The organism is Rhizobium sp. X9, assembly GCF_018873185.1.
GTDB lineage: Bacteria > Pseudomonadota > Alphaproteobacteria > Rhizobiales > Rhizobiaceae > Agrobacterium > Agrobacterium oryzihabitans.
In genome coordinates, this window is record NZ_CP071311.1 from 1,873,709 (window position 1) to 1,898,034 (window position 24,326).

The 24,326-nt window shown below is 59.7% G+C and carries 20 protein-coding genes; 11 read left to right on the forward strand and 9 right to left on the reverse strand.

The annotated features are described in order from the left end of the window. Positions 1-42: 42 nt before the first annotated feature. From JZY08_RS09275 to JZY08_RS09295, 5 genes are all read right to left on the reverse strand, one after another. On the reverse strand, positions 43-513 hold the full coding sequence (locus JZY08_RS09275) for a hypothetical protein (protein ID WP_216329976.1): 471 nt from the start codon (positions 511-513) through the stop codon (positions 43-45). Positions 514-717: 204 nt separating this feature from the next. Then, positions 718-4,443 (reverse strand): AsmA-like C-terminal region-containing protein, encoded by a 3,726-nt coding sequence (locus JZY08_RS09280; RefSeq protein ID WP_216329977.1) that lies wholly within the window; start codon positions 4,441-4,443, stop codon positions 718-720. Positions 4,444-4,534: 91 nt separating this feature from the next. Next, positions 4,535-5,947, reverse strand: coding sequence for an FAD-binding oxidoreductase (locus JZY08_RS09285; RefSeq protein WP_216329978.1), 1,413 nt, complete (start codon positions 5,945-5,947; stop codon positions 4,535-4,537). Positions 5,948-6,079: 132 nt separating this feature from the next. Beyond that, positions 6,080-9,229: an efflux RND transporter permease subunit gene (locus JZY08_RS09290; RefSeq protein ID WP_216329979.1), complete on the reverse strand. Its 3,150-nt coding sequence runs from the start codon at positions 9,227-9,229 to the stop codon at positions 6,080-6,082. Then, positions 9,226-10,377, reverse strand: coding sequence for an efflux RND transporter periplasmic adaptor subunit (locus JZY08_RS09295; RefSeq protein WP_216329980.1), 1,152 nt, complete (start codon positions 10,375-10,377; stop codon positions 9,226-9,228). Before JZY08_RS09295 ends, JZY08_RS09290 begins: the two co-directional genes overlap by 4 nt. Positions 10,378-10,617: 240 nt before the next feature. Here JZY08_RS09295 and JZY08_RS09300 point away from each other — a divergent pair, with 240 nt between their 5' ends. From JZY08_RS09300 to JZY08_RS09310, 3 genes are all read left to right on the forward strand, one after another. Continuing rightward, entirely contained in the window at positions 10,618-11,028 is a 411-nt protein-coding gene (locus tag JZY08_RS09300; RefSeq protein ID WP_216329981.1) for a carboxymuconolactone decarboxylase family protein, read from the forward strand. A 101-nt stretch (positions 11,029-11,129) separates the two neighbouring features. After that, a complete protein-coding gene (locus tag JZY08_RS09305; RefSeq protein WP_216329982.1) occupies positions 11,130-13,604 on the forward strand; it encodes an ATP-dependent helicase in 2,475 nt (824 codons plus the stop codon). A gap of 103 nt (positions 13,605-13,707) precedes the next feature. Continuing rightward, positions 13,708-14,520 (forward strand): glycosyltransferase family 25 protein, encoded by an 813-nt coding sequence (locus JZY08_RS09310; protein ID WP_216329983.1) that lies wholly within the window; start codon positions 13,708-13,710, stop codon positions 14,518-14,520. Between the two features lie 163 nt (positions 14,521-14,683). Here the strand turns inward: JZY08_RS09310 and betI are convergent, their stop codons facing one another. Continuing rightward, entirely contained in the window at positions 14,684-15,280 is a 597-nt protein-coding gene (betI, locus tag JZY08_RS09315) for a transcriptional regulator BetI (RefSeq protein ID WP_216331533.1), read from the reverse strand. A gap of 102 nt (positions 15,281-15,382) precedes the next feature. Here betI and choX point away from each other — a divergent pair, with 102 nt between their 5' ends. The 4 genes from choX to JZY08_RS09335 all read left to right on the forward strand — a co-directional run bounded on the left by choX (position 15,383) and on the right by JZY08_RS09335 (position 18,152). Beyond that, positions 15,383-16,321, forward strand: a complete 939-nt coding sequence (gene choX, locus JZY08_RS09320) for a choline ABC transporter substrate-binding protein (RefSeq protein ID WP_216329984.1) — start codon at positions 15,383-15,385, stop codon at positions 16,319-16,321. Continuing rightward, entirely contained in the window at positions 16,318-17,148 is an 831-nt protein-coding gene (locus JZY08_RS09325; RefSeq protein ID WP_216329985.1) for an alpha/beta hydrolase, read from the forward strand. Before choX ends, JZY08_RS09325 begins: the two co-directional genes overlap by 4 nt. 99 nt (positions 17,149-17,247) lie before the next feature. Beyond that, positions 17,248-17,730 carry a DMT family transporter gene (locus tag JZY08_RS09330; protein WP_216329986.1) on the forward strand — a complete coding sequence of 161 codons (483 nt, stop codon included), beginning with the start codon at positions 17,248-17,250 and terminating at the stop codon, positions 17,728-17,730. Continuing rightward, complete coding sequence (locus JZY08_RS09335) at positions 17,727-18,152, forward strand: DMT family transporter (protein ID WP_082182626.1); 426 nt, start codon at positions 17,727-17,729, stop codon at positions 18,150-18,152. The genes JZY08_RS09330 and JZY08_RS09335 overlap by 4 nt, the downstream gene beginning before the upstream one ends. 32 nt (positions 18,153-18,184) lie before the next feature. On the opposite strand, the gene JZY08_RS09340 is transcribed toward JZY08_RS09335, so the two are convergent. After that, on the reverse strand, positions 18,185-19,450 hold the full coding sequence (locus tag JZY08_RS09340; RefSeq protein WP_216329987.1) for a DUF2778 domain-containing protein: 1,266 nt from the start codon (positions 19,448-19,450) through the stop codon (positions 18,185-18,187). 457 nt (positions 19,451-19,907) lie between these two features. On the opposite strand from JZY08_RS09340, the gene pncA reads away from it, so the two are divergent. Continuing rightward, complete coding sequence (gene pncA, locus JZY08_RS09345; RefSeq protein ID WP_216329988.1) at positions 19,908-20,534, forward strand: bifunctional nicotinamidase/pyrazinamidase; 627 nt, start codon at positions 19,908-19,910, stop codon at positions 20,532-20,534. A 7-nt stretch (positions 20,535-20,541) separates the two neighbouring features. On the opposite strand, the gene JZY08_RS09350 is transcribed toward pncA, so the two are convergent. Beyond that, entirely contained in the window at positions 20,542-20,778 is a 237-nt protein-coding gene (locus JZY08_RS09350; RefSeq protein ID WP_035220545.1) for a DUF2164 domain-containing protein, read from the reverse strand. A gap of 150 nt (positions 20,779-20,928) precedes the next feature. Between JZY08_RS09350 and JZY08_RS09355 the strand changes: the two genes are divergently transcribed. Together JZY08_RS09355 and JZY08_RS09360 are read left to right on the forward strand one after the other, a co-directional pair. Next, positions 20,929-21,648 (forward strand): AzlC family ABC transporter permease, encoded by a 720-nt coding sequence (locus JZY08_RS09355; RefSeq protein ID WP_216329989.1) that lies wholly within the window; start codon positions 20,929-20,931, stop codon positions 21,646-21,648. Continuing rightward, entirely contained in the window at positions 21,645-21,959 is a 315-nt protein-coding gene (locus tag JZY08_RS09360; protein WP_003494938.1) for an AzlD family protein, read from the forward strand. The genes JZY08_RS09355 and JZY08_RS09360 overlap by 4 nt, the downstream gene beginning before the upstream one ends. On the opposite strand, the gene JZY08_RS09365 is transcribed toward JZY08_RS09360, so the two are convergent. After that, the gene (locus JZY08_RS09365; RefSeq protein ID WP_216329990.1) at positions 21,956-23,797 is read right to left on the reverse strand and encodes an aminopeptidase P family protein; all 1,842 of its coding nucleotides are present in this window, start codon (positions 23,795-23,797) and stop codon (positions 21,956-21,958) included. The two genes, JZY08_RS09360 and JZY08_RS09365, sit on opposite strands and share 4 nt — an antisense overlap. Before the next feature lie 293 nt (positions 23,798-24,090). Here JZY08_RS09365 and JZY08_RS09370 point away from each other — a divergent pair, with 293 nt between their 5' ends. Beyond that, positions 24,091-24,264 (forward strand): hypothetical protein, encoded by a 174-nt coding sequence (locus tag JZY08_RS09370; protein WP_003494935.1) that lies wholly within the window; start codon positions 24,091-24,093, stop codon positions 24,262-24,264. Positions 24,265-24,326: the final 62 nt, after the last annotated feature.

Consider the following 24,326-nt stretch of genomic DNA (forward strand, 5'->3'; position numbering starts at 1 on the left):
CCCGCCGAAAACTCGTAACGCAGTGAAAGCATTCATTAAACATTAGCTGATTAATCTGCGCTCCAAGGCATCCCCGTATTGCGTAGCCTTGCTTTCAATTTCTGTTTCAGACCTTTCCAACCACAGTTCCGCCACGAGGCGCCCCATGGTTTCCGCCGTTTCGGGAACGAGCATCGCTGTTTCCGTCCTCTCCTCCTCAACCTCGTCTTCAACCGTTTCCGAATTAAAAGCGCAGATTGCCGAAAAGCAGTCGGAGCTTTCCCAGGTCACCGAAGCGAAAGCCCAGGAAGAGCTGAAGAGCGCAATCGCATCTATGAAGGCTGAGCTCGAAGCGCTCGAAAACAACGCCGACAGATCGGCCTCCCCAGGCGAAAGCGCGGACAAGCCCATCCTGTCCGGAGAAAGCAGCAGGATCGGCACCAAAAACTTCGACGCTGATACGCCTTTCGGCGAGCGCGAAAGCTGGATTTGACGGGCTATCGGATAATTTTGGCAAAGCAGTTGAAGCGTCACGTATCCGGACCGCTCCAAAATTCATCCTGAGACAAAGTCTCTAACCTCTCGCCAAACGCCTTGTCATCCTCGAGCCTGACCCGAGGATCCATGGTCGCGCCCAATTGTGGATCCTCGGGTCAGGCCCGAGGATGACGAGGCGTTTGGGGAAGGGTTTCATAACTTCTGCAACCGGCAGAAAGATTGCTGCCCATTGCGAAAAACTTACGGATTAGCCGGCGCGTTTTCCGGCGCAAGTTCCCTGATGGCGTTCTCCGTCGGCGGCACAATCAAAACAGGTGCGGACTGTCGCTCGGGAGCGGGCTGTTGCTGTTGCTGTTGCTGTTGCTGTTGCTGTTGCTGTTGCAACCCCTCCTGCTGTTCCTTTTCCTGTCGAAGCCGCTCCTCGGCCGCGGCCTTCAGCCGCGCCTCCTCTTCCGCCTTGGCCCTGGCTTCCGCCTCCACCCGCTCCTTCTCCGCCTGACGTTCGGCCGCCTCGAAACGGTAGAGAGCCACCTCGCGGCGCAGGCGCTGTTTTTCAAGAACGCTTGCCTGCATGGCTTCGACGCGGCGGCGTTCCTTTTCGAAAGCCCGAAGCGACAGATAGTTGCTGAGTGCCGAAACATCGGTCGTCAAAGCCGGTGCGGCAAGTGGGCCGTTGTAGTTGAGGCGTACCGACGGTTCGGCCCCGGCGACCGTCTCCGTGCCGGGATTGAAGAGAAGATCAAGGTCGCCGTTCACGGTCGAAGCGGCAATATCGACCGTCGCATCGGCAGTCAGCGTCACCGGATCGATCCCGGCGCGCAAATTCTGGAAGTGAAGCGCGCCGCCATTCAGCGAGAAAGGCAGGGCCACATCGCCGAGCGCAACTTCGCCCTGCCAGAGGCTCTGGTCGACCAGCGGCCGCACCTTGGGCGCGTCGATCGGTTGCTGCAGACCATCCGCCCCTTGCAGGATCGGCGGAAAGGCGCCGGGATTGAGACCCTTGAGAACCAGTCCACTGGCACGGATTTCACCCGAGCCACCTGCCGATTTCAGGATCTCGGCAACACTTTTGCCAGTCGATTCAGCGGTCAGGTCAATCGCCACCCGGCCGGTCGCGACCGGGCCATTGGCGTTCGCCCATAATATCGGCTCCGGATTGGCGTCGGCCACCGCGATCTTGGTGCGAAAGATGCCCGCCCCCTGCCCCGTGGACATGGCGAGCCGCCCGCTCAGCTTGCCGCCCATGAAGGTGCCGGCAACGTCGTCAAGCGCCAGACTGCCCTCATCATGCGTGACCTTGGCCGAAAGGCCGGTGACAGTGCCGAAGGGACCAGCCTCGAAGCTCTCCGCCTTCAGCGACAGCGACGCCTTGAGCTGCGGGAAAGCCGGCATGGCAAGAGGCTTGGCATCGAGCGCGCCGGTTTCCGGATCGATCACCGGTCCGTAAATCGCGTCTCCCAACCAGGCGAGATCGGCAGTTCTGACGGCAAGGTCGCCGGTAACGGGATAGGGCGCGGCACGTTCAACCGTCAGATTGCCCGAGAAGGGGTTGCCGCCAGCCTGCCCACCGATCCCGGAAAGAGCAATCTTCTGTCCATCCACCGCCACTTTGCCATTGGCCTTCAACGCCATGCCGCCGCCAAGCTGCGGCAGGCCCACGGCGTTCATGATGAGATATGGCTCGATATCGGCGCTTTCGAGCGCCACATCCGCACTGCCCTCACCGAAATTGGCGGCCGCAACGGCAAAGGAGCCATTCATCGAAAAATGCGTGCGCTCCGTCGAGAAGCGGATGTCGGTCTGGGCGGGCGAGCCGAGCGTGCCGTTGAGCTTGATGGAAAGAAGCCCCTCCCCATCCGCATCGAACGGCAATGGATCAAGCCCGGCCTGCCCGAACAGGATGGCCGTCGACTGGTTTTTCAGGACCGCTTCCAGCGACATCGCCGTATCGTCGGTGATCGACAGGAAATCCGGCATCTTGGCGACGGCCGACAGGCGGCTGCCATTGACGGTGCCGGAAACCGCGACATTGGCACCGCCATTTTCGCTGTTGACCGAAACATCCATGGCAAGGTCGGAATTGGCGTACCAGGGCGCACTCGCCGCCAGACGGCTGAGGAATGGATGATCTGGCAATTTCTGCTGCAGCATGGTGAAGAACGGCTGCATGTCCGTCGCATGCAGGTTCACCGTGCCCTTGCCCGCATATTTCAGCAGCGAGCCCTGCAGCTGCCCCTTCGCCTTGACTTCAGCACCGGCAATGTCACCGGCCGTCATCTTTTCAAGCGAGAGAACGCCGCCCGCCATGGTGAAGGCGGTTTCGACATGATTTGCGGTTACGCCGGCCATATTGAACCGGTCGGCCTTGAACTTGGCGTCGATGCGATGGTCGAGAACGGAACTTCCGACCTGATCGCCAAGCGCCAGGCTACCGAGCGCCTTCAGGGCATCGAGGTCGATCTCGTTGCCAGCAAGATCGATCGAAAGATTGGAGGTCTTGCCGTCCGAGCGCCGTTCCAGCTGCCCCTTCAGCGAAGCGTCGCCAATCGCAAGCTCGAGATTGTCGAAACGCTGGTTGAGCGTCGTCAGAGAGACATCGGCTGAAAAACCGGCGGCATTGAGCTGGCGGATCGCCGGATCGACGGAACCGGAAAGCCAGTTTGCCAGACCCGAAGGCTGGTTGGAGGCGAGAAGCAGATTGCCGTTGAAGGCGGGGCCGCCAAGCAGCGTGAGCGATCCCTTGGCCTCCAGCTGCGTCCTGCCGGGCAGCGTCGCCACGGCGTTCACCACCTGCCAGCCAGTGCCCTGCGGACGCACATCCAGCCGGATGTCGCGAATGGTCGTGTCGTCGGAAACGAGCGCCGGAAGGCTGATGCTGGCCTTGCCCGGAACCGGCGGAACCGGAATGCGGGCAACCATCGCGGCAAAAGCCTCGATACGCTGGCGCACGGAGGCGGTTGGCTGGCGCGAGGTCTTGCCCGTCTGCACGACGGGCGGCGCGAAGCGGGCGACATCGATCTGCTGGCCATCCGCCGTCAGCAGGAATTCCGGCTTGGCCCCGGTATCGAGCGTCGCCTCGCCGGTCACGACATAAGGATTTTCGCTGCCGCCGAGTTCCATGCGGTAGCTCGGTATACGCACGCTTTCATTCGTCAGCTCGAAACTGCCGCGGGTGCGCGGCGAGGAAAAGAGCGATTGTCCAGCCTGCTGCTTCTGCTTTTCGTCTTCGCGGAAACTGAACGAGAAAGAACCGCTATAGGCGGGTTTTCCAGCCGTTGCGGCAATCGCACCATCCAGATCAACCTCGACCGGATGCTCGTCCGGCACCACACGGACCCGCAGGCCCATACGCCCGGCCGCATAATCCGGCTCGCTGCTGGAGAGCGAGAACGAGCCGGGATGCCCATCAACCGCAGCACGCCCCTCCGCCTTCCATGGCCCGGCCAGTGAATTGGCGGACATGTCGGCATTGAGACCGGTCACCACGCGGTTGCGGCCGGATTGCTCGTCGATGAATTCGATCTGCCCGCCTTCGATCTGCACGCTTTCCAGAACCACGGTGCGGGCCGGAATTTCCGCCCGGCTGCCGCGCATCCAGTCCAGAGTGCCGTCTTTCAGCAGCCTGATCTTGGCCTTGGGCTCCTCGATGCGCATGTCGAAGATGCGCGCTTCGCCGGAAAGGAAAGGTGCCAGCTCGGCATCCATGGAAAAACGGGCGACCTGAATGAGCGGCGATCCATCTGCATCCGTTCCGGCGCGCACATCATGCAGCGTCACAGAAGGGAACGGAAGAAGTCGGGCCTCGACGCGGCCGTGCACCACTACCTTCTTGCCCAGAATACGGCTTGCCTGATCCTCGAAATCGCGGCGGAAATCCGTCCAGTCGACGAAATAGGGAATAAGCAGCGCCGAAAACAGCACCACGGCCAGCAGTCCGCCCAGAAAAACCAGAATACGCCCGAGCACTGACCTGCATCTCCCTTCGCGAACGCTGCAAACCTATTCTTATTTGCCTTAACGGCAAGCAGCCTTTTGTACCAATCAATTGTGAGAATGATCAGACAAGACGGAACAACTTGCCCGGATTGAAGATATTATCGGGATCGAGCGACGTTTTGATGGCACGCATCACATCGAGCGCATTTCCCGCCTCTTCGGCCAGAAAACTCATCTTGCCCTGGCCGATGCCGTGTTCACCGGTGCAGGTGCCGTCCATGGCGATGGCCCGGCGGTTGAGGCGGGCGACGAAGGCTTCGGTTTTCGAAACGCTTTCGGCATCCTTGCCATCGAACAGGATGAGCACATGGAAATTGCCGTCGCCCGCATGGCCGACGATCGGTGCCAGAAAGCCGTTTTCCGCAATATCCTGCTGGGTTTCCACCACGCAGTCCGCCAGCCGCGAAATCGGCACGCAGACATCGGTGGAAAGCCCGTCGAGATGGGGGGCAAGCGCGCGCGATGCCCAATAGGCATCATGCCGCGCTTTCCAGAGCTTGTTGCGTTCTGCCGCATCACTGGTCCAGCGGAAATCGACGCTGCCGCATTCGGCAGCGATCTCGGCAAACTGCTGCGATTGCAGCGCCGCTGTCTCCTCGGTGCCGTGGAACTCCACAAACAGCGTCGGCTTTTCAGCGTAATTCAGGCCGGAATAGGCGTTGCAGGCGCGCACCTGCACCTCATCAAGCAATTCGATGCGGGCAACCGGAACACCCATCTGGATCGTCATGATGACGGCATCGCAGGCCGCCTTGATGCTGTCGAAGGTGCAGACGCCACCGGCGATCTTTTCCGGAATTCCCTGCAGCCGCAGCGTGACCGAGGTCAAAACCCCCAGCGTGCCCTCAGCGCCGACGAATAGCCGCGTCAGATCGTAACCGGCGGACGACTTGCGGGCACGGCGCGCAGTGCGGATTTCCTCGCCATTGGCGACAACAGCGGTGACGGCCAGAACATTGTCCTTCATCGTGCCATAACGCACGGCATTGGTGCCGGAAGCACGCGTGGAAGCCATGCCGCCAATGGATGCGTTAGCGCCCGGATCGATCGGAAAGAACAGGCCGGTATCGCGCAGATAGACGTTGAGGTCTTCGCGTGTGACACCCGGTTCCACCGTCACATCCAGATCTTCGGCATTCACCTGAAGGATACGATTCATCCGGCTGAAATCGATGCAGATTCCGCCACTGGGCGCATTGACCTGCCCTTCCAGCGACGAGCCCGTACCGAAGGGAATGACCGGCACCTTATAGTGCGCGCAGGCGTTCACCACGGCTTTCACATCGTCTGAGCTTTCGGCAAAGACGACGCCGTCAGGCGCCTGCAAGGTGAGATAGGTGGTGGTGTGGCCATGCTGCTCACGAAAAGCCTGGCCGGTCTGGAGCTTGTCGCCCAGCTGCTGCTTCAGCACCGCCAGCGCAGAGGCGATGCCCTCTTCGTTGCGTTTTCCCGCCACCACATCTTTCAGCGCCATCGTCCATCTCCACCGCAAGATACCTCCGTAACGGACTCGACCCGTTACGAAATTCCGTTGCGTGGTATGGGATAAGGTTAACGCTTTGTCCAGCATCGCGGGCGCGCCAAACAGCGTTTGGCGCAGCAGTTTTTATTCCGCCGCCAGCAGCTGCTTGTCCTCTTCCAACGCCTTGCGGCGCGCGGCAAGCTCCAGTTCACGGTGGAGGCGGATTTCCTCATCCGCTTGCGGCTTGGCGAAACGGGCGATCAGGAGATAGGAGACCGGGGTGATGTAGAGCGTCACCAGCGTCGCAAAGCCGAGACCGCCGACAATAACCCAGCCGAGTGCGATGCGTGCTTCCGCGCCAGCACCCTGCGCCAATACCAGCGGAACGCCGCCGAGAATGGTCGCGATCATCGTCATCATCACGGGGCGCAGGCGAATGCTCGTCGCCTTTTCGATGGCTTCGCGCACGGTAGCACCCTGATCGCGCAGATGATTGGCGAATTCGACGATGAGAATGCCGTTCTTCGCCATCACGCCGACGAGCAACACAAGGCCGATCTGGCTGTAGACGTTGAGGCTCGATCCGGTGACAAGCAGCGCGATGACGGCGCAAGCAAGACCAAGCGGCACCGTCGACATGATGATGACCGAGCTCAGCACGCTTTCGAACTGCGCAGCCAGCACGAGGAAGATGATGGCGATGGCGAAACCGAAGGTCAGCAGCATGCCGCTCGAATTCTCCTCGAGCGTCGCCGCCTCGCCAAGCGGCAGAAGACGGGCGCCCGGCGGTAGAACGGATTGCGAAAGCTCATTCACCTTCTGCAGCGCCTCGCCGAGCGACACGCCCTCCTTGAGATTGGCGGTAAAGCCGACAGAGGGAAGCTGCTGTTCGCGGTTCAACTGCGGCGCAACCGCATTCTCCTTGAGCGTGGCGATAACGGACATCGGCACGATCTTGCCGTCGCCCGTTTTCAGGAAGACGTTCTCAAGATCGGTCGGATCGTTGATCGGCCGTGTGGACGACAGCAGCCGGACGGGGATCGCATCGCCATCCACGAAGACGTCGACAATCGAGCGCCCTTCCAGAAGCGATTGCATGGCGCGCGACAGACCGGTGATATCGATGCCGAGATCGGAAGCGCGCTCGCGGTCGATGGAAACGGACAGCTGCGCCTGGTTGGGCTCATTGTCGAAACGCGGCGTGTCGAACAGGCCGCTTTCCTCCATGGAAAGCAGCAATTTCTGCGTCGCGGCAGTCAGTGCCTGATAGTTGCTGCCGACCATCGCCATCTGCAGTCCGTTGCCCGCACCGCGAATGCGCAGACTGTTCGGCTGCATCGCATTGCCGCGCAGCGCCGGCACCCTGTTGGCGGCGGAGGTGACATCTGCGGCGATCTGGTTCTGCGTGCGCTCACGGTCGGCCCAGGGCGCCAGCGTCAACACCATGAAACCGGTATTGGACGAGCCGTTCATGCCGGTGATGGAGTAGATATTGCGGATCTCACCACTATCGCGCAGCGGCTGCAGGTTTTCTTCGATCCGCTGCAGCTGGTCGCGGGTATATTCGAGGCTGACGCCCTGTGGTGCGGTGACCCGCATCATGACCGAGGCGCGGTCCTCGCGCGGCGTCAGCTCGTTCTGGATCATGCCGAAGGCGATCCACGACAGGCCGGAAAAGATGAGCGCAACAACGATGACGATCAGCGGATTGTTAAGGCAGGCGGAAAGCGTCGTTTTGTAGGTGGAGGCAAAGACATTGCCGAACCATGCGAGCGGCCCCGTCGGCTCTTTCAACCCCTCCTTCAGCATGCGCGAAGCGAGCATCGGGCAAAGCGTCAGCGCCACGATGGAGGACAAACCCACCGCGAAGGCCAGCACGAAACCGAATTCGCGGAACAGACCGCCAAGCTGACCCGGCAGGAAAGAGAGTGGAATGAAAACGGCGGCAAGCGTCGCCGTCGTCGCGATGACCGCGAAAAAGACTTCCTGCGTGCCGAGAACGGCGGCGGCGCGCGGCCCCATGCCTTCCGCCCGGCGGCGCACGATATTTTCCAGCACCACGATGGCGTCATCAACCACGAGACCGGTCGCCAGCACGATGGCAAGCAGCGTCAGGATATTCACCGAGAAGCCGACCATGTAGATCGCGACGATGGTGCCGATCAGCGCAACCGGCATGGTAATCGCCGGAATAAGGGTGGCGCGCCAGTCGCGGAGGAAGAGATAAAGCACCACGACCACGATCAGCGCGGAAAGACCGAGCGCCAGTTCGACCTCGTGCAATGCGCCTTCGATGAAGACGGCATCATCGCTGGTGATGACGATGCGCGTGCCTTCCGGCAAGTTGGCCGACATGGCATCGACCGCGGCCTTCACGCCGGTGGAAATGTTGAGCGTGTTCGATTGCGCCTGCCGGATGACGCCGAGACCGACGCCCTGCACGCCGTTGGAACGCAGCGAGGTGGATTCGTCGTCCGCCCCCAGCATCACGGTCGCAACGTCCCGCAGGCGGATATTGTCCTTGATGAGGAGGTTGGAAAAATCCTCAGGCTTCGTCAGGCTGGCCGTGGCGCGCACGACGATATCCTGCGTCGTGCTTTTCAGCGATCCCGCCGGCACATCGAGGGCGGCGCTGGCAAGCGCATTGGAAACATCGGTCACGGTCAGACCACGGCTCGCCAATGCCGCCTGATTGAGATCGACACGGAAAACCTTTTCCTGGTCGCCGTAAAGCTCCACATCGGCAACGCCGTCGACGGCGGCCAGACGGTCGATGATTTCGTCATCCACCAGCTTGGTCAGGTCTTCCATGCTGAGCGTGGAGGAGGTGACGGCAAGGCGCATGATCGGCTGGCTGTCGGAATCCGCCTTGATGATCTGCGGTTCGTCGGCATCATCGGGCAACTGGTTGGTGACGCGGCCGATGGCGTCGCGCACGTCGTTGGCGGCAACCGCCAGATCGACATTGTCGCCGAATTCCAGCGTCACGCGGCTGGTGCCGAATTGCGAGTTGGACGAGATGGACTTGACGCCGCTGACACGCGCCACCGCACCTTCGATAGTCTGCGTCACCTCCTGATCGATGGTTTCCGGCGCAGCCCCCTCATAGGTGGTCCTGACGCTGATCGTCGGCCGGTCGACGTCAGGCAGTTCGCGCACTTCAACGCCCACCAGCGCGGCAAGGCCGGCAACGACCAGCAGCGTATTGATAACCGCCGCCAGAATGGGCCGGCGCACGAACAGTGCCGTAAAGGCGAGCTTGGAATCCTTAACCGAGGGCGGCTGCGTCGTCATTGGCTGGCGACCTCCTTGGGCTTCGGCTGGTTGCCGACGCGGACCGCGCCGCCTTCCCTGACACGCTGAAGGCCCTCGATCACGACAGGCTCACCATCCGCCAGTTCCGCCTTGACGAGAACCGCATCGGGATTGCGCTGCACGATCTGTACCCGCACCTTGTTCGATTTATTGTCGGTCACACGCCAGACATAGGAGCCTTCCGCATCCCACTGCACGGCCAGCGGATCGACCGAGGCATAGGTTTCCCCGGCAAAACGCATGGTGACGCCGAAGGACATGCCGGCCCTCAGCTCGTCTTCCTCATTGCCGAACTTCGCCCGGATACGGATCGTGCGGCTTGCCTCATCGACGCGGTTGTCGACGGCCTCGATCTCGCCCTTGAAAGTCTCACCCGGCCGGGAAATGGACGTGGCCTCCACCGGCATGCCGACCTTGATTGCGGTTGCAAACCGCTCGGGAGCCCAGAAATTGACGAGAATTTCGGACCGGTCGTCGATGCTGACGATGGTGGACTGCGTGGTGACATTATCGCCGATATTGGCGGCGACAATACCCGCCACACCCTCTATCGGCGCAACGATGTCGCGGCGCTTGAGATTGAGTTCGGCGGTGCTCAGCGCAAGCTTGGCGGCTTCTTCGGCAATCTGCGCATCCATCACGTCAAGGCGGGAAACGGATTTCAGGTTCTTATAGGAATTGGATTTTTCAACGGCGCTGCGCAGCACCACCTGTGCCTTGTCGCGCTCGATCACCTGCTCTTCATCATCGAGCCGCGCAAGCACCTGCCCTTTCACGACACGTGCGCCGGAAGAGGTGCGGATTTCGGAAAGCGTGCCGGAAGCCTGCGGCATGACAACAACAGACTGGATCGCCTCGCCATTGCCGATGGCATTCAGCCGGTCGTTCACCGTGCCCTTTTTGACGGGAGCGGTCACGATCAGGGTCGCATTGTCATTGCGGCGTCCGCCGCCGGCGTTTTGACCCGAACCGGGCGTAGCGGCGGCAACCTCAACGGCGCCGGCAGGCGTTTTGCCGATCCCGATGCTGGCCAGCACATTGCGGGCTTCGGGCGAATAAAATCCCCAGAGACAGAGCCCCGCTCCTACCACGGCAACACTGACACCCACCTGTTTCCAGACCCGCATATATTTCTCCGGTTGATCCGCGCAGCACGATATATTCCCGAAAACGACACGTTCCGGGACAGGTGCAGTATTCCCGCTTGGCCAAGGCAAGGCAACGCACAAATCCGTTCCTTACGTAATTGTAATTTGGGCGCAATTGCCGCCAGAAGCAGCCAATCCGCAATCCATCCGTGCATTCCTGTCGCAAATATCCGCCATTGGGCTAATCTGCGCCACCGCGAACCACAATGAGAGGAAGCCATGAGCACCGTGACGAAAATCGAAAACCCGGAAACCGAGCCGCGCGTGAAAGCGGTGTTCGATGATATCCGCGCCACCCGCAAATCGGATTTCATCAACAATATGTGGCTCTACCTCGCTTTCGATGCCGATCTGCTTGAAAAGACCTGGAGCGAGGTCAAGGCGGTGATGGCGACACCTTCAGCGCTCGATCCCGTGGTGAAGGAAATGCTTTATATCGCCGTTTCCGTCACCAATGGCTGCTCCTATTGCGCCCATTCCCACACGGCCGCCGCCAAAGCCAAAGGCATGACGACAGAGCAGCATGCCGATTTGCTGCGCGTCATCGCGCTTGCCGCCAAGACCAACCAGCTTGCGGTGGCGCTGCAAGTGCCCGTTGACGCCGCTTTCGACGCCGACAGGCAGGCATGAAGCGAAAAAATGCCTTGGAATAGGCGTTTTGACTGACGATACCGGAATAAAAGCAGAACACGGTTCTGGCCTTTATATCCCGAATCACTACATTGGGCCGCATGAGCAACAGTTTTGACGATATGCCGTTCTTCGATGAGGAACCCGTGGCGCCACGCAAGGCGACGAACAATGCCGGTGCGGAAAGCGGCGGCGGGCTTGGCATTGCCGCCCGCGCCATGGCGGCGCGCGATCAGACGCGTGCTGCGCCCGACTATCTTTCCGGTCTCAACCCGGAACAGCGCGAGGCAGTAGAGACGCTGGATGGTCCCGTTCTCGTGCTCGCCGGCGCCGGCACCGGCAAGACCCGCGTTCTGACCACCCGCATCGCCCATATTCTCGCCACCGGCCGCGCCTATCCAAGCCAGATTCTTGCCGTGACCTTCACCAACAAGGCCGCCCGCGAGATGAAGGAACGTATCGGCGTTCTCGTCGGCGGCGCTGTCGAGGGCATGCCCTGGCTCGGCACCTTCCACTCCATCGGCGTCAAGCTTTTGCGCCGCCATGCGGAACTCGTCGGCCTGAAATCGGACTTCACCATTCTCGATACCGATGACGTGGTGCGGCTGATCAAGCAGCTCATTCAGGCTGAAGGTCTGGATGACAAGCGCTGGCCGGCAAAACAGTTCGCCGGCATGATTGATGGCTGGAAGAACAAGGGGCTGACGCCGCCGGATATTCCAGAGGGTGACAGCCGCGCCTTCGCCAATGGCAAGGGCCGCGAGCTTTACACCGCCTATCAGAACCGGCTGAAAACGCTGAACGCCTGTGACTTCGGCGATCTTCTGATGCACCCGATCAGTATCTTCCGCCGCCACACCGATATTCTGAAGGAGTATCACCAGAAGTTCCGTTACATTCTGGTCGACGAATATCAGGACACCAATACGGCGCAATATATGTGGCTCAGGCTTCTCGCACAGCGCGCCAAGGGCGAACCGCAGAATGTCTGTTGTGTTGGTGACGACGACCAGTCGATCTATGGCTGGCGTGGGGCCGAAGTGGATAACATCCTGCGTTTCGACAAGGATTTCCCCGGCGCCAAGGTCATCAAGCTGGAACGCAACTATCGCTCCACCGAACATATTCTCGGCACGGCCGGCCATCTGATCGCCCATAATGAAGGGCGTCTCGGCAAGACCCTGTTCACCGAACGCAGCAGCCCTGATGACGAAAAGGTCATGGTGCATGCTGCCTGGGATTCCGAGGAGGAAGCCCGCGCCGTCGGCGAGGAGATCGAGCAGCTCCAGCGCAAGAACCACAAGCTGAACGACATGGCCATCCTCGTTCGCGCCTCCTTCCAGATGCGCGAATTCGAAGACCGTTTTGTCACGCTTGGCCTCAATTACCGCGTCATCGGCGGTCCGCGCTTTTATGAGCGCCTCGAAATCCGCGACGCCATGGCCTACTTTCGCGTTGTCTGCCAACCGGCCGATGACTTGGCTTTTGAGCGCATTGTCAACACGCCCAAGCGTAGCATTGGCGACACCACTAAAAGCGCTTTACATGCCTACGCCCGCGCACGCGATATTCCAATGCTCGCGGCAGCCGCCGACATCATCGAGACCGACGAGCTAAAACCACAGGCGCGCAAGGCGCTGTTCGATGTAGTTCAGAATTTCCGCCGCTGGCAGGGCCTCTTGGAAAACACCGAGCACACCACGCTTGCCGAACAGATTCTCGACGAAAGCGGCTATACCGCCATGTGGCAGGCCGACAAGACGGCCGAAGCGCCCGGACGGCTTGAGAACCTGAAGGAACTCATCCGTTCCATGGAGGCCTTCGAGAGCATGCGCGGCTTCCTTGAGCATGTGGCGCTTGTCATGGATGCCGAACAGAATGAAAATCTCGATGCCGTCTCCATCATGACGCTGCATTCCGCCAAGGGGCTGGAATTCGACACCGTCTTCCTGCCCGGCTGGGAAGAAGGCCTGTTCCCGCACCAGCGCGCACTGGACGAAGGTGGGCGCTCCGGTCTGGAGGAAGAGCGCCGTCTTGCCTATGTCGGCATCACCCGCGCCAAGAAGCTCTGCCATATCTGGTTCGTGTCGAACCGGCGTATCCATGGCCTATGGCAATCCACCCTGCCCTCGCGTTTCCTCGATGAACTGCCGCCCGCCCATGTGGACGTTGCGGCATCCGACAGCAATTACGGCGGTTATGGCGGACGCGGCGGCTACGGCCAGTCCCGTTTCGACAAGGCAGAGCCCTTCGCCAATAATTATTCCACCCCCGGCTGGAAACGCGCGCAGCAGAACCGCTCCGACGCCACCCGCGACAATTGGGGCACGCGCTCCGGCCATGCGGTCGAGCGGATCGGTTATGGCGAAAGCGGCCCACGCACCCGCACGATCGATGGCGAACTGGTGGCGAAATCCGTCGCCGACACACCATCGAAATTCTTTGTCGGCGACCGCGTTTTTCACATCAAGTTCGGCAATGGCAATATCTCCGCCATCGAGGGAAACAAGCTGACCATCGATTTTGACCGCGCCGGACAAAAGCGCGTGCTGGATGGATTTGTGGAAAAGGTTTGATTAGACAACTATGAGTGCCCGAACCAAGCTTTTTCCGTAGCCCGCGTCGCGCCATTGCAATAAAGGAGTTGCAACAGGGTGTGAAAACCGGGCGAGGACTGCTTTGCATATTTTACCGAAAAGCCAGCGCAAGCTCGCCGTTTTTCTGATCAACATGGACAGCGCCACCAAGCGCCTCGAGGACATGAACACCCGCCTCGACGCCATCGGGCTGAAAGCGGAGCGCGTTCCCGGCGTCAATGGCAGGGAACTGAATTACCCGATCCCGGAATTCAGCGAGATTTCCTACATGCTCATGCATGGCCGCCGCACCTCGCCGCCGGAAATCGGCTGTTATCTCAGCCATGTCGCCTGCGCCAACCGGTTCATGGATGGCGATGCCGACATCGCCCTCATCCTCGAAGACGATGTTATCTTCGACAATGATTTTATCAACGCGATCGACGAGGCTGTGCTGAATGGCGGCGACTGGGATCTGCTGCGACTGACGACCGTCAGCAACGGCCGTAAATTCGCCTTCCGCCCGCTTTCCAACGGCCGCTCGCTCGCGATCGCATTGACACGGGAAAAAGGTTCGGGAGCCTATGTCGTCAACCGCCGCGCCGGCAAATGGATATCGAAACTCATTCCCATGCGGCTGGCTTACGATATAGCGTTCGATCTGGAATATCTCGCGGGCCTGAAGGGCGCCTTCATCTACCCTCTCTGCGCCACGCAGGATGCGGACGGGGAAAGCCAGATCCAGAACAATCTGCGCATTTATCGCCTGCCGCGCTGGCGTTATTTCACCGTGCTGCCCTATCGCGCTTATCTGGAAACCAGCCGTTTCCTGCTGCGTGGCATCCGCCTGGCCATCGCCAAGTTGAGCGTCGCGCTGCAGGGCGGCAAAGGCAAAACTGTTCCGGCCGGCAACTGAACTCGCTGGATCACACCTCTCCGGGTGTAAAGCCGACCAGATAGACCGCCGCGATCACGGCTGCGAGAATGAAAATCGAAATGACGAAAATCGTCATCCGGTTCAATGGTTTGCGCGTCGTTTTCTTCATGATGGAATAATGCGGTGCGCAAGAAGTGGTTCCCTAGCAGACCTCAGCTTGCGTCATCGGGATCCTGTGAGACAGGTAGTCCCGCATTTGTTCCATTGCTTCCGCACGCGTCAAACCACCCGATTGAAGACCCGAACGCAGCCAAAGTCCGTCGATAAGCGTGGCAATTCCAAGCGCAACGGTGCCGCACTCTTCCTTCGGCAAGAGGTGCACCAGAGCCGAGAGAAGATTTGATCGCATTCGCGCATGGATCACCTTCTGAATGCGAGCCAGCTGCGGCTCCCGCGGCACTTCGGCGCAAAGCGACAGCCAGGCGTGGCATATGGATGGCTGAAAGAATCTTTCATCGAAATTTCCCTCGATAATAGCATCGAGGCGCTCACGCGGGCTGTTTGCCTTATTGAGACGCGCCACCACCTCCTCCTTCAGCTTCACATTGGCCTCACGCATGGCGTGCTCGAACAATTCCTGCTTGTTGGCAAAATAGTGAAGCACGATGCCTTTCGAGGCCCCGGCCTGCGCCGCCACCCTTTCAAGCGTCGCGCCCGCCATGCCTTCCCGCTGTAGGACCTCGAACGCTGCCCGTCTGAGTTCCGCCCGGCGAATATCGCTTATTCTGGTTAGTCGCATCATTGTCTCCTTGGAGGAGTACATTGACAAATTTTCCGCAAAGATCAATTATTGTCCCACTGGTCAATCTAATGACCCAACAGACAAAAAAAAGGTGGAACAATGAAAAAATGGGCACGCGTTTTTTCAGCCGCAGCGCTCCTGATGACGGTGGAGACTTCCGCGTTTGCGGCTGATTCCGCAGATTGCAGGGTGGTGCGACTGGCAGAACCAGGCTGGAATGATCTCGCTTTCACCACCGGCATTGCCATGTCGCTTTTAAAAGCGCTGCAATACGAACCGCAAAGCCAGCTTCTCGGCATTGACGTCATCTATACGAGCCTCAAGACCAGGGATCTCGACGTCTTCATGGGCTATTGGGATCCGGCGATGGTGAATTACTACAAGCCCTACAAGGAAGATGGATCGGTCAAAAAAGTTCGAACGAACCTTGTGGGCGCCAAATACACTTTCGCGGTTCCGACCTACGTGTGGGAAGCGGGCGTCAAGGACTTTTCCGACCTGCAGAAATTCGCGGAGAAATTTAACAGCAAGCTTTACGGCATCGAGCCGGGCTCCAACCAGTTGATGCTTGACGCCATCAAGGACCCCGCACTTGGCCTTCAAAACTGGGAGGTGGTCGAATCCAGTGAGCAGGGCATGCTTTCGCAGGTCGCCCGTTTTATCCGCAACAAGTCTTTCATCGTTTTCCAGGGGTGGGCTCCGCACCCGATGAACAGCAAATTCGACATCAAATATCTGACCGGCGGCGACAAATTTTATGGCCCGGACTTCGGCGCCGCCACGGTGGATACGCAGGTGCGCAAAGGTTACCTGCAGGAATGCCCAAATGTGGCGAAGCTGCTCGAAAATCTCGCATTCGACATTGATTACGAGAACAAAGGCATGGGCTATATCATGAACGACGCAATGACGCCGGAAGACGCGGCGATGCGGGCGATCAAAGACGAACCACAACGGCTGGAGGTCTGGCTGAAGGGCGTATCAACATTCGATGGAAAGGATGGCCTTGCCGCCGTCAAATCGGGGCTCGGCCTATGACGCCGACCTTCTTTGATGACTGGGAGAAGCGCAAGCAACACGTCGAATTGCCCCGTGGCCACCGAATGGCGTTCATAGATAGCGGCGGGCCCGGCCCTGTGCTGCTGATGCTGCATGGCTTTTCGGATACCAGCCGCAGCTTTTCCATGCTGGAGCCTTATTTCCGCGAATACAGGCTCATTGTTCCCGATCTGCCCGGACATGGAGTTTCCTCCATCGGACAAGGCTTTCATGTGAAAGATTTCGCCGAAACAATCGACCAGTTTCTAACTCTTATGGGGGTTTCACGGCTGTTCCTGCTCGGCCACTCCATGGGCGCGATGACGGCCATCGAACTTGCCACCCGGAGAGGTGATGCTATCCGGGCAATAGCCCTCATATCGGCAACTGTTGAGCCCGATTTCGGCGAGGGAAGCCAGCTGGCCAAAGACATTCTTGCGCTTCAAGACCCGATCAGGTCCACTGCAGGCTTCTTGCAGGATTGGTACTCATGCAGCAAACCAGTCGACCATTATTTTTTGACGAAAATGAAACAGGCCGCAGCCAACATGCCCGCCGCGACATGGCATGGGGTTCTCAAAGGCTTTGCCGAAACGAATCTGCATGGAAGCGCCGTCAAAATAACGAAACCGGTATTCTGCCTTGCCGGTGCTGAAGATCCGCTTTTCGACGAATCACACCGTCAGCGACTAGTCGAGGCATTTCCCGAGGCTCGAAACGTCACACTTACGGGGCACGGCCACAATCCTCATTGGGAAGACCCGCAGGGTGTATCGGCGCTGATAGCCGATTTTTTTGCAGATGTGATGTCGGACATCATGAATTGATAGGGCGGAACGGCTGATTATAAAAACGTCTTATAAATCGATTTCGATTCAGGTGCCGATGCTGTAACGCTTTGCTGCGTAACCATATACCGGCCCGCTATGACAGAAACGACGCATTCCCGCCTCAACCCGCTGCATCTTGCCGCCGCCTTCACCAGCGGCTGCCTCCTGACGCTGATGGTGCATTTCAACGGACAGCTTGCCCATTACGGCAATGCGCTTTTTTCCTCATGGACGGCGCATGGCACCGGCACGGTGGCGGCGCTGCTCTATCTGGCGATCAGGCGCCCGAAGAAAGATGCGAGCGTGGCAGAAAAGCCGAGGGCACCGCTCTGGGCCTATTGCGGGGGTGTCGTCGGCGCTGCCATCGTCATCCTCACCTCCACCGCCGTCAATTCGCCGCTGGCGCTCTCCGGCACCATCGCGCTGGGTCTCGGCGGACAGGTGATCTTCAGCCTGTTGGCCGATCTTTTCGGCCTTTTCGGCCTGCCGAAACGGCGGCCGGATCTACGTGACATGGCAGCAGTGGCGCTGATCCTCTGCGGCAGCGCGCTCATCATTCTGGTCGGGAGAACGGCATGATCGTCTGGATCGCCATGGCTTTCACCGGCGGCGTCTTCGTTGCGCTCAGCCGACAGATCAACGGCCGCCTCAGCCTGTCCAACTCGCCGCTGATTGCTTCCTTCTGGAACCATGCCGTCGGGTTTGCGGTGCTGACAGTCATCGGCCTCATCGTCGGCGGTCTCATTCCGCCAGGTGCGGCAGACGCACCCTGGCTCGCCTTTATCGGCGGCCCGATCGGTGTTGTCTTCATCGCTTCGGGAAGCTGGTTGATCCCCCGCATCGGCGCGGTCAATACGGCGCTTCTGGTCATCAGCGGCCAGATGGTGTCAGGCGTCGTCCTTGATCTCTTCAGCGATCATCCACCGGAAATCTGGGCAAGCGCGCTCGGTATTCTGCTGATCCTCGGCGGCATGGTGCTGACGCAGCGGCGCGGCCGCTAGCCCACTTCCAGCAAGACGCGCAAATCAGGAACTCAGGAATCGCTGCCGCGTGAGAACATGCCGAGAAGGGTCTTGCCACCGCTTTTTCCGCCGCTGCTGGCGAGTGTCGGACGATTGCCGTTTAGCTTCGGCACTACCACCATGCGCTTCACTTCGCCGCGCTTGAAGGCCGCCAGAAAGCGGGAATAATCCCTGAACACCACGCAGCCATTCGATTCGCCGCGTTTCGCCAGCATGTAAGTATGGGCAAGAAGACCATCGCGGCCATGCGGATTGACACCGTTTTCCGGCGTCAGCCGAATGGCTTCGACGCCATGGAACCGCGCCTCGCGCATTGTCAGCCTGTAGCTGGAAGGCGGCGTCGAGCCGCGCATTCTGACGTGAACATAGTCGGGATTGTCGCGCATCTTGCCGATGCCGGAATGCGCTTCCAGCTTCTCGCCGTTCGGCATGTGAACGACGCCGGAGGAGATATCGTAGATTGCCGTGCCGTTGCCGCGATCCGGCCACGGAACCGCATCCATCTTGCTCGGCTCGCGCATCGGATTATCAGGCTTTGCAAAGGCGAGCATGGCGCCGGTGCCCTGTTTCGGCGGCTGCGGCGCGCGCAGCGGAACAGGCGTATCGAAAGCAGGTGCGGAAGCAACGGCGGCCTTGGAGAGAGCGGGACGCGGCGATGGCTCCACGGTCTCGGCAGCCGCCACATCGGGCCTGAAGCTTGGAAGCGGCACGTCGTCCGGAAGCAGGCTGCTCGCCTCTTCCTCGATCTGCGGACGCGCCAGCGCCACTTCAAATGCCGGATGGGAAGCTGCACTCTGATAGGCAACCTCGGTGGTACGCCCAAGCGCGGAATCGACAATTGCCGACGGCCTGAGTGCAGCAAGCTCCTTGACCGTCGCCTGCCCTTTCGCATTTGCAGCCGCACCGAAACGCTCGCCAAATTCCTTCGCGCCGATCTCGGGCATCATGCCGGCAAGGCGGACAGCCTTCTGCTGGCCATGGCTGTGGTCGCTCAGGCGGGAAAACTTGCGGACGTGAATATCCCGCGCAACAGCCCGGTCGATCGCCGTCTCCGCGGAATCGAGCCTGGCCACCAGCGTCTTTTCAAACTGTCCGACGCCATGTGAAGCAGCCGCCATGCCGTGAAGCGAGGCGAAGGCAGCAAAGGCGAAAAGACCCGCAAAGGCACCACCGCCAAGCAGCGCCGACATTCGGCCAGGCGAAAAGGATTTGCTCTTCTTGAGGCAGGACGACCGGGCAGGACCGGCGCCATTATAGGCCGCAGCAGAAAACGCCATGATACTCGTTACTCGAACCGTTCACGCACAACCGGACAACGCCGGAGGGATTTTGGGGCATCCGAACAGCGGGCGGACACCACGCCTGTTTCGGAACTGACTGGTTCGAAGCATGACGAATTATGGTAACCAAAGTGTTTACGAGTCCCTGCAAAAATAATTCGTTAAGGTCTGCGCATTATCGGGCGAAGGCAAAACAATGACTTGCGTGGATAAGGCGTGTATCCGCACCGCCTCGTCCCGGAAAAATGCCCTCAAGGGCGTCATCGGCCTTTAAAGTTTCCGTCGCCGCATCGTCAGGTAAATTCCGACTTGGCCGGAAATTTGCTGCAAATGCGGCAGGAAAGCGACGGATATCGCTTTGCTGCAACGCCGTCATGCCTGCACAAAGGTTGAAAGAGCACTTGATCCGCCAGTGCCGGCTTGGCATCCTGCCCGCAAATAAGGGAGGAAAATCATGAAGGCGCTGCTGCTCATCGATATCCAGAACGGCTTTTGCCCAGGCGGCAATCTGGCCGTTGCCGAGGGTGACAGGGTCGTACCCGTTGCCAACGCCCTGATCGATAATGGCGGTTATGACCTGATCGTCGCCTCGCAGGACTGGCACCCGGAAAATCACGGCAGTTTCGCCTCGCAGCATCCCGGCAAGAAACCGTTCGACATGGGCGAACTCTCCGGCAAACCGCAGATGATGTGGCCGGACCATTGCGTGCAGGGCACGCCGGATGCGGAATTTCACCCCGATCTGAAGGCAGACGCCTTCGACTACATCCAGCAGAAGGGCGAAAATCCCGCTGTCGACAGCTATTCCGCCTTTCGCGACAATGATCAGGGGGCAACCACCGGCCTTGCCGATTATCTGACCCGCCAGGGCGTGACGCAGCTCGACATCTGCGGCCTCGCCACCGATTATTGCGTCAGTTTCTCGGTGCTCGATGCGCTCGACATGCTACCCGATGTCAAGGTGCGTTTCATCGAGGATGCGAGCCGCGGCATCGATCCACAGGGCATAAAGGCGTCGATTGCGACCATGCGGGAAAAAGGCGTGGCCATTCTCAGGAGCCGCGACATATTGCGCGACTGAGTAACCTTCAGCGCAGCCTCGGCTTCTCCAGCACGTCGATATCGCCCGCCGCATCCTCCAGACGCCTCAGGATCGCGGCATGCGCATCCTTGAGGCCCTGATTGTAAAAGACATATCCAACCTCTTCGGCCAGAAATTCCACGAAGATTTCCGCCTGCAGCAGACCCATCTCGGTTTCCGTTTCCCGGGCAAGATAGTCCTTGATACGCGCGGCCAGGACCGCCTTTTCCTGCTTCTCAAGCATTCATCATCCGTCAATTCGTGAGTTGGGCGCCGATGCGCCGGGATGCAGCTAACGTAACGGATGCTTCAAGGGAATCAATCGATCCATTCATGCAATTTGTTTGCCAGCCAGACGGGACGGCGATAGAGCGGCGGCAAGGAGTTCCCAAAAATGTCCAAAACAGATTTTCGCGAGGGATTGAAGGTCGGCTTTCCGATCGCCCTTTCCGCCGCCCCCTTCGGCGCGCTGTTCGGCGCGGTCGCGGTCGATAACGGGCTGAGCATCGTCGAGGCCACGATCATGAGCGGTACCGTTTATGCTGGTGCCAGCCAGCTGGTCGGCATCGAATTGTTCGGCCAGAAGGTCGCGCCCTGGCTGATCGTCCTGTCGGTCTTCGCCGTCAATTTCCGCCATATCCTCTATTCGGCCGCCATCGCCAGAATGATCACAAACTGGTCTTTCCTGCAGAAAGCGGCGGGCTTCTTCGTGCTGGTGGATCCGCAATTCGCCGAATCGGTCAGAAAATATGAAAATACCGGCACGGTCGGTTTTGCCTGGTATATGGGCTTTGCCACACCGGTCTATGTCCTGTGGCTGGCCATGACGATTGTCGGCGCGTCGCTCGGCAACATGGTCGGCGATCCGAAAGCCATCGGTCTCGATGTGCTGCTGCCGATCTATTTCATGGGTATGGTTCTAAGCTTCCGTCAGCGCGAGAACTTCTACCCGGTGATGCTGGCAAGTGCACTCGGCGCAACGGTCGCCTATCACATCGTCGGTTCGCCCTGGCATGTCAGCCTCGGCGCGCTTGCCGGCATTCTCGTTGCCGTTCTCTACCCGCCGAAACCGAGCGGCGAGGCCAATGCTGAAAGCAAGGTGGAAACGCCATGAGCGATTTTCTGCACGCCGACACACTGATCCTGATCGCGCTCGCCGCCATCGCCACCTATCTTACCCGCATCGGCGGTTATGTTCTGATGACGCGGATGAAATCCATCCCGCCGCGCATGGAGGCGGGACTGAACGCCGTTCCCGTTGCCGTTCTGACCACGCTGGTCGCACCCGCCTTTTTCGAAGGCGGATACGAGGTCAAGGTCAGCATGGTGGCGGCACTTCTGGTCTGCCTGCGTTTCCCCGGCCTGACGATGCTGGCGGTCGGCTGGGCAATCGTCATTGCGATAAGGCACTCGTCGCTGTTTTAAGCCACCCGCGTCAATGGAAGCGTGGCGGCGACGAGCCACGCCTTCACATCCTCGTCCGCGATCAAGGGCGACAGCTTTTCCAGAACGCCGGCGTGATAGGCGTTGAGCCAGTCAAGCTCATCGTCGGTCAGCAGCCCCACCACGATCAGCCTGCGATCAATGGGGCACCAGGTCAGCGTCTCGAAAGAGAACATCGGCTGGTCGCCGCCCGCCACCGCTTCCGCCTCGCGCACATAGATCAGGTTTTCGATGCGAATGCCAAAGGCACCGGGTCGGTAATAACCCGGCTCATTCGACAGGATCATGCCGGGCAGCAGCTCCTGCGTCGAAAGCCTTGCGATACGCTGCGGCCCTTCATGCACCGAAAGATAGGAACCGACACCGTGGCCGGTGCCATGGGCATAATCCGCCCCGGCCTTCCACAATGCAATGCGCGCCAGCGGATCGAGATCGCAGCCACGCGTTCCCTTCGGAAACCGTGCGGCACTGATGGCGATAACGCCTTTCAGCACCAGCGTGAAGAACCGCCGCTGCTCTTCCGGAACATTGCCAATCGCCACGGTACGGGTGATATCCGTGGTGCCGTTGACATATTGCGCGCCGGAATCGACGAGGAACATCTCGCCATCGGCAAGTGTCCGGTCGGTATCGGTGGTGACACGGTAGTGGATAATGGCTGCATGTGCGCCAGCACCCGAAATCGTGTCGAAAGACACGTCTTTCAGCGGGTTTTGCAGCCCCTGCCCCACCTTGGCCCGCGCTGCCTCCAGGGCCTTCACAGCCGCGATTTCGGTGACGCTGCCCGGCTGCTGCTGATCCAGCCAGCAGAGATATTCAACCATGGCCGCACCGTCCTGCACATGGGCGGCAGCAGAGCCGGCAAGCTCCGCTTCGTTCTTGCATGCACGCGGCAGGCGAACGGGATCCGCCTCCTCGATCAACGTGCCGCCCGCCGCCGTGATCGCTCCTGTCAGCGCCACGGGCGCCAGATCGGCATCCACCATGATGCGGCCCTTGGCACTGGCAATGGCGTGCAGACGATCAGCAATCTTCGACGGCGGCAATTGTGTTGCCAGCTGCGCCAGATAAGCCTCTGCCTCGATACCGGTCTTGCGCTTGTCGAGAAAAATATCCGCCTTGCCATCCGCATAGATGATGGCGCGGGCAAGCGGATGTGGCGTGTGCGGCACATCATTGCCGCGAATATTGAAAATCCATGCAATGGATGAGGGATCAGTCACCAGCAGGGCATCCGCGCCCTTGGCCGATACCGTCTCCGCCAGCGAGGCGATCTTGTCCTTCGCCAGCTTGCCGGTGAAGGCCTCCGGCTGGATGACGACGGGTTCCAGCGGTTCGGAAGGGCGATCCTGCCACAGGGCGTCTAGCGGGTTGCTTTCGAGCAGGACGACCGAGCCGCCCTTGGCCGCAACAGCCTTTTCCAGCCGCTTCAATTCAGCGCCGGTATGCAGCCAGGGATCGATGCCCAGCCGAAAGCCCCCGGTCGCGTGTTCGGATAACCAGACGGAGGGCGGCGCACCGACCAGATCACCGCCGCTGAACACCGATTGGTCAACCTGCGACTTGAGCTGCGTGGTATACCGGCCATCGACGAACACCACCGCCTCTGCGCGCGTTATCAGCGCGATACCGGCAGAACCGGTAAATCCGGTCAGCCATGACAGGCGCTCGGAGGATTCCGGTACATATTCTCCCTGATATTCATCGGCGCGCGGCACCAGGAAACCGTCGATGCCGAGGGCGTCGAAACCGGCGCGCAGCGCCTCGACGCGGGCCTTGCCGAATTGCGGCGCGGATTTGTTTTCGAAGGTCTGGAACATGGGCGTCTTTCGGGAACTGTCATGAGGAAAGCTGTTCGGTCACGCCGGAAAATCATTGGCGCGCAAGGACAATGCCATGCGGGCAAACCCGGTTTCAAGCCATATATGACAGAACCGATTGCGGTGATAAATTGTGCATATTTTGCAAATTAAGTAATACTGAGAACAGAGAGTAATGCGTTAAGCGCATATCTCCCCTGAGACATTCCCTCTAACTAAACAAAAACACATCGCTTATCTTCAGATCAACACAGCGAGAGAAACACTCTCCTGGCAAACAAGGATTTGAAGCAATGGCAAAATCTTTCCTCCGCAACGCCTTCGATCGCGTCGTTGAAGCACGCGAGCGTCAGGTCAGCCGTCACGTCAACGCCGCACTTTTGAACCTCGACGACAAGTCGCTCGAAGCGCTCGGCATGAACCGCGCCGATCTTCGCCGCAAGGCAAAGTCCAGCTACGTATTCTGATCACGTCGGGCGCGGCGATCCTCCCTCCACCGCGCCCAACAGGAATACGTCGACCCGCTTGA

What these genes read in the sequence shown, in the direction of transcription:
- choX (WP_216329984.1), top strand. Translation starts at nt 15,383, where the DNA reads ATGAAAAAATGGGCACGCGTTTTTTCAGCCGCAGCGCTCCTGATGACG.
- JZY08_RS09325 (WP_216329985.1), top strand. Translation starts at nt 16,318, where the DNA reads ATGACGCCGACCTTCTTTGATGACTGGGAGAAGCGCAAGCAACACGTC.
- JZY08_RS09290 (WP_216329979.1), bottom strand. Translation starts at nt 9,229, where the DNA reads ATGACGACGCAGCCGCCCTCGGTTAAGGATTCCAAGCTCGCCTTTACG.
- JZY08_RS09350 (WP_035220545.1), bottom strand. Translation starts at nt 20,778, where the DNA reads ATGCTTGAGAAGCAGGAAAAGGCGGTCCTGGCCGCGCGTATCAAGGAC.
- JZY08_RS09285 (WP_216329978.1), bottom strand. Translation starts at nt 5,947, where the DNA reads ATGGCGCTGAAAGATGTGGTGGCGGGAAAACGCAACGAAGAGGGCATC.
- betI (WP_216331533.1), bottom strand. Translation starts at nt 15,280, where the DNA reads ATGCGACTAACCAGAATAAGCGATATTCGCCGGGCGGAACTCAGACGG.
- JZY08_RS09305 (WP_216329982.1), top strand. Translation starts at nt 11,130, where the DNA reads ATGAGCAACAGTTTTGACGATATGCCGTTCTTCGATGAGGAACCCGTG.
- JZY08_RS09300 (WP_216329981.1), top strand. Translation starts at nt 10,618, where the DNA reads ATGAGCACCGTGACGAAAATCGAAAACCCGGAAACCGAGCCGCGCGTG.
- pncA (WP_216329988.1), top strand. Translation starts at nt 19,908, where the DNA reads ATGAAGGCGCTGCTGCTCATCGATATCCAGAACGGCTTTTGCCCAGGC.
- JZY08_RS09330 (WP_216329986.1), top strand. Translation starts at nt 17,248, where the DNA reads ATGACAGAAACGACGCATTCCCGCCTCAACCCGCTGCATCTTGCCGCC.
- JZY08_RS09360 (WP_003494938.1), top strand. Translation starts at nt 21,645, where the DNA reads ATGAGCGATTTTCTGCACGCCGACACACTGATCCTGATCGCGCTCGCC.
- JZY08_RS09355 (WP_216329989.1), top strand. Translation starts at nt 20,929, where the DNA reads ATGTCCAAAACAGATTTTCGCGAGGGATTGAAGGTCGGCTTTCCGATC.
- JZY08_RS09365 (WP_216329990.1), bottom strand. Translation starts at nt 23,797, where the DNA reads ATGTTCCAGACCTTCGAAAACAAATCCGCGCCGCAATTCGGCAAGGCC.
- JZY08_RS09335 (WP_082182626.1), top strand. Translation starts at nt 17,727, where the DNA reads ATGATCGTCTGGATCGCCATGGCTTTCACCGGCGGCGTCTTCGTTGCG.
- JZY08_RS09340 (WP_216329987.1), bottom strand. Translation starts at nt 19,450, where the DNA reads ATGGCGTTTTCTGCTGCGGCCTATAATGGCGCCGGTCCTGCCCGGTCG.
- JZY08_RS09370 (WP_003494935.1), top strand. Translation starts at nt 24,091, where the DNA reads ATGGCAAAATCTTTCCTCCGCAACGCCTTCGATCGCGTCGTTGAAGCA.
- JZY08_RS09295 (WP_216329980.1), bottom strand. Translation starts at nt 10,377, where the DNA reads ATGCGGGTCTGGAAACAGGTGGGTGTCAGTGTTGCCGTGGTAGGAGCG.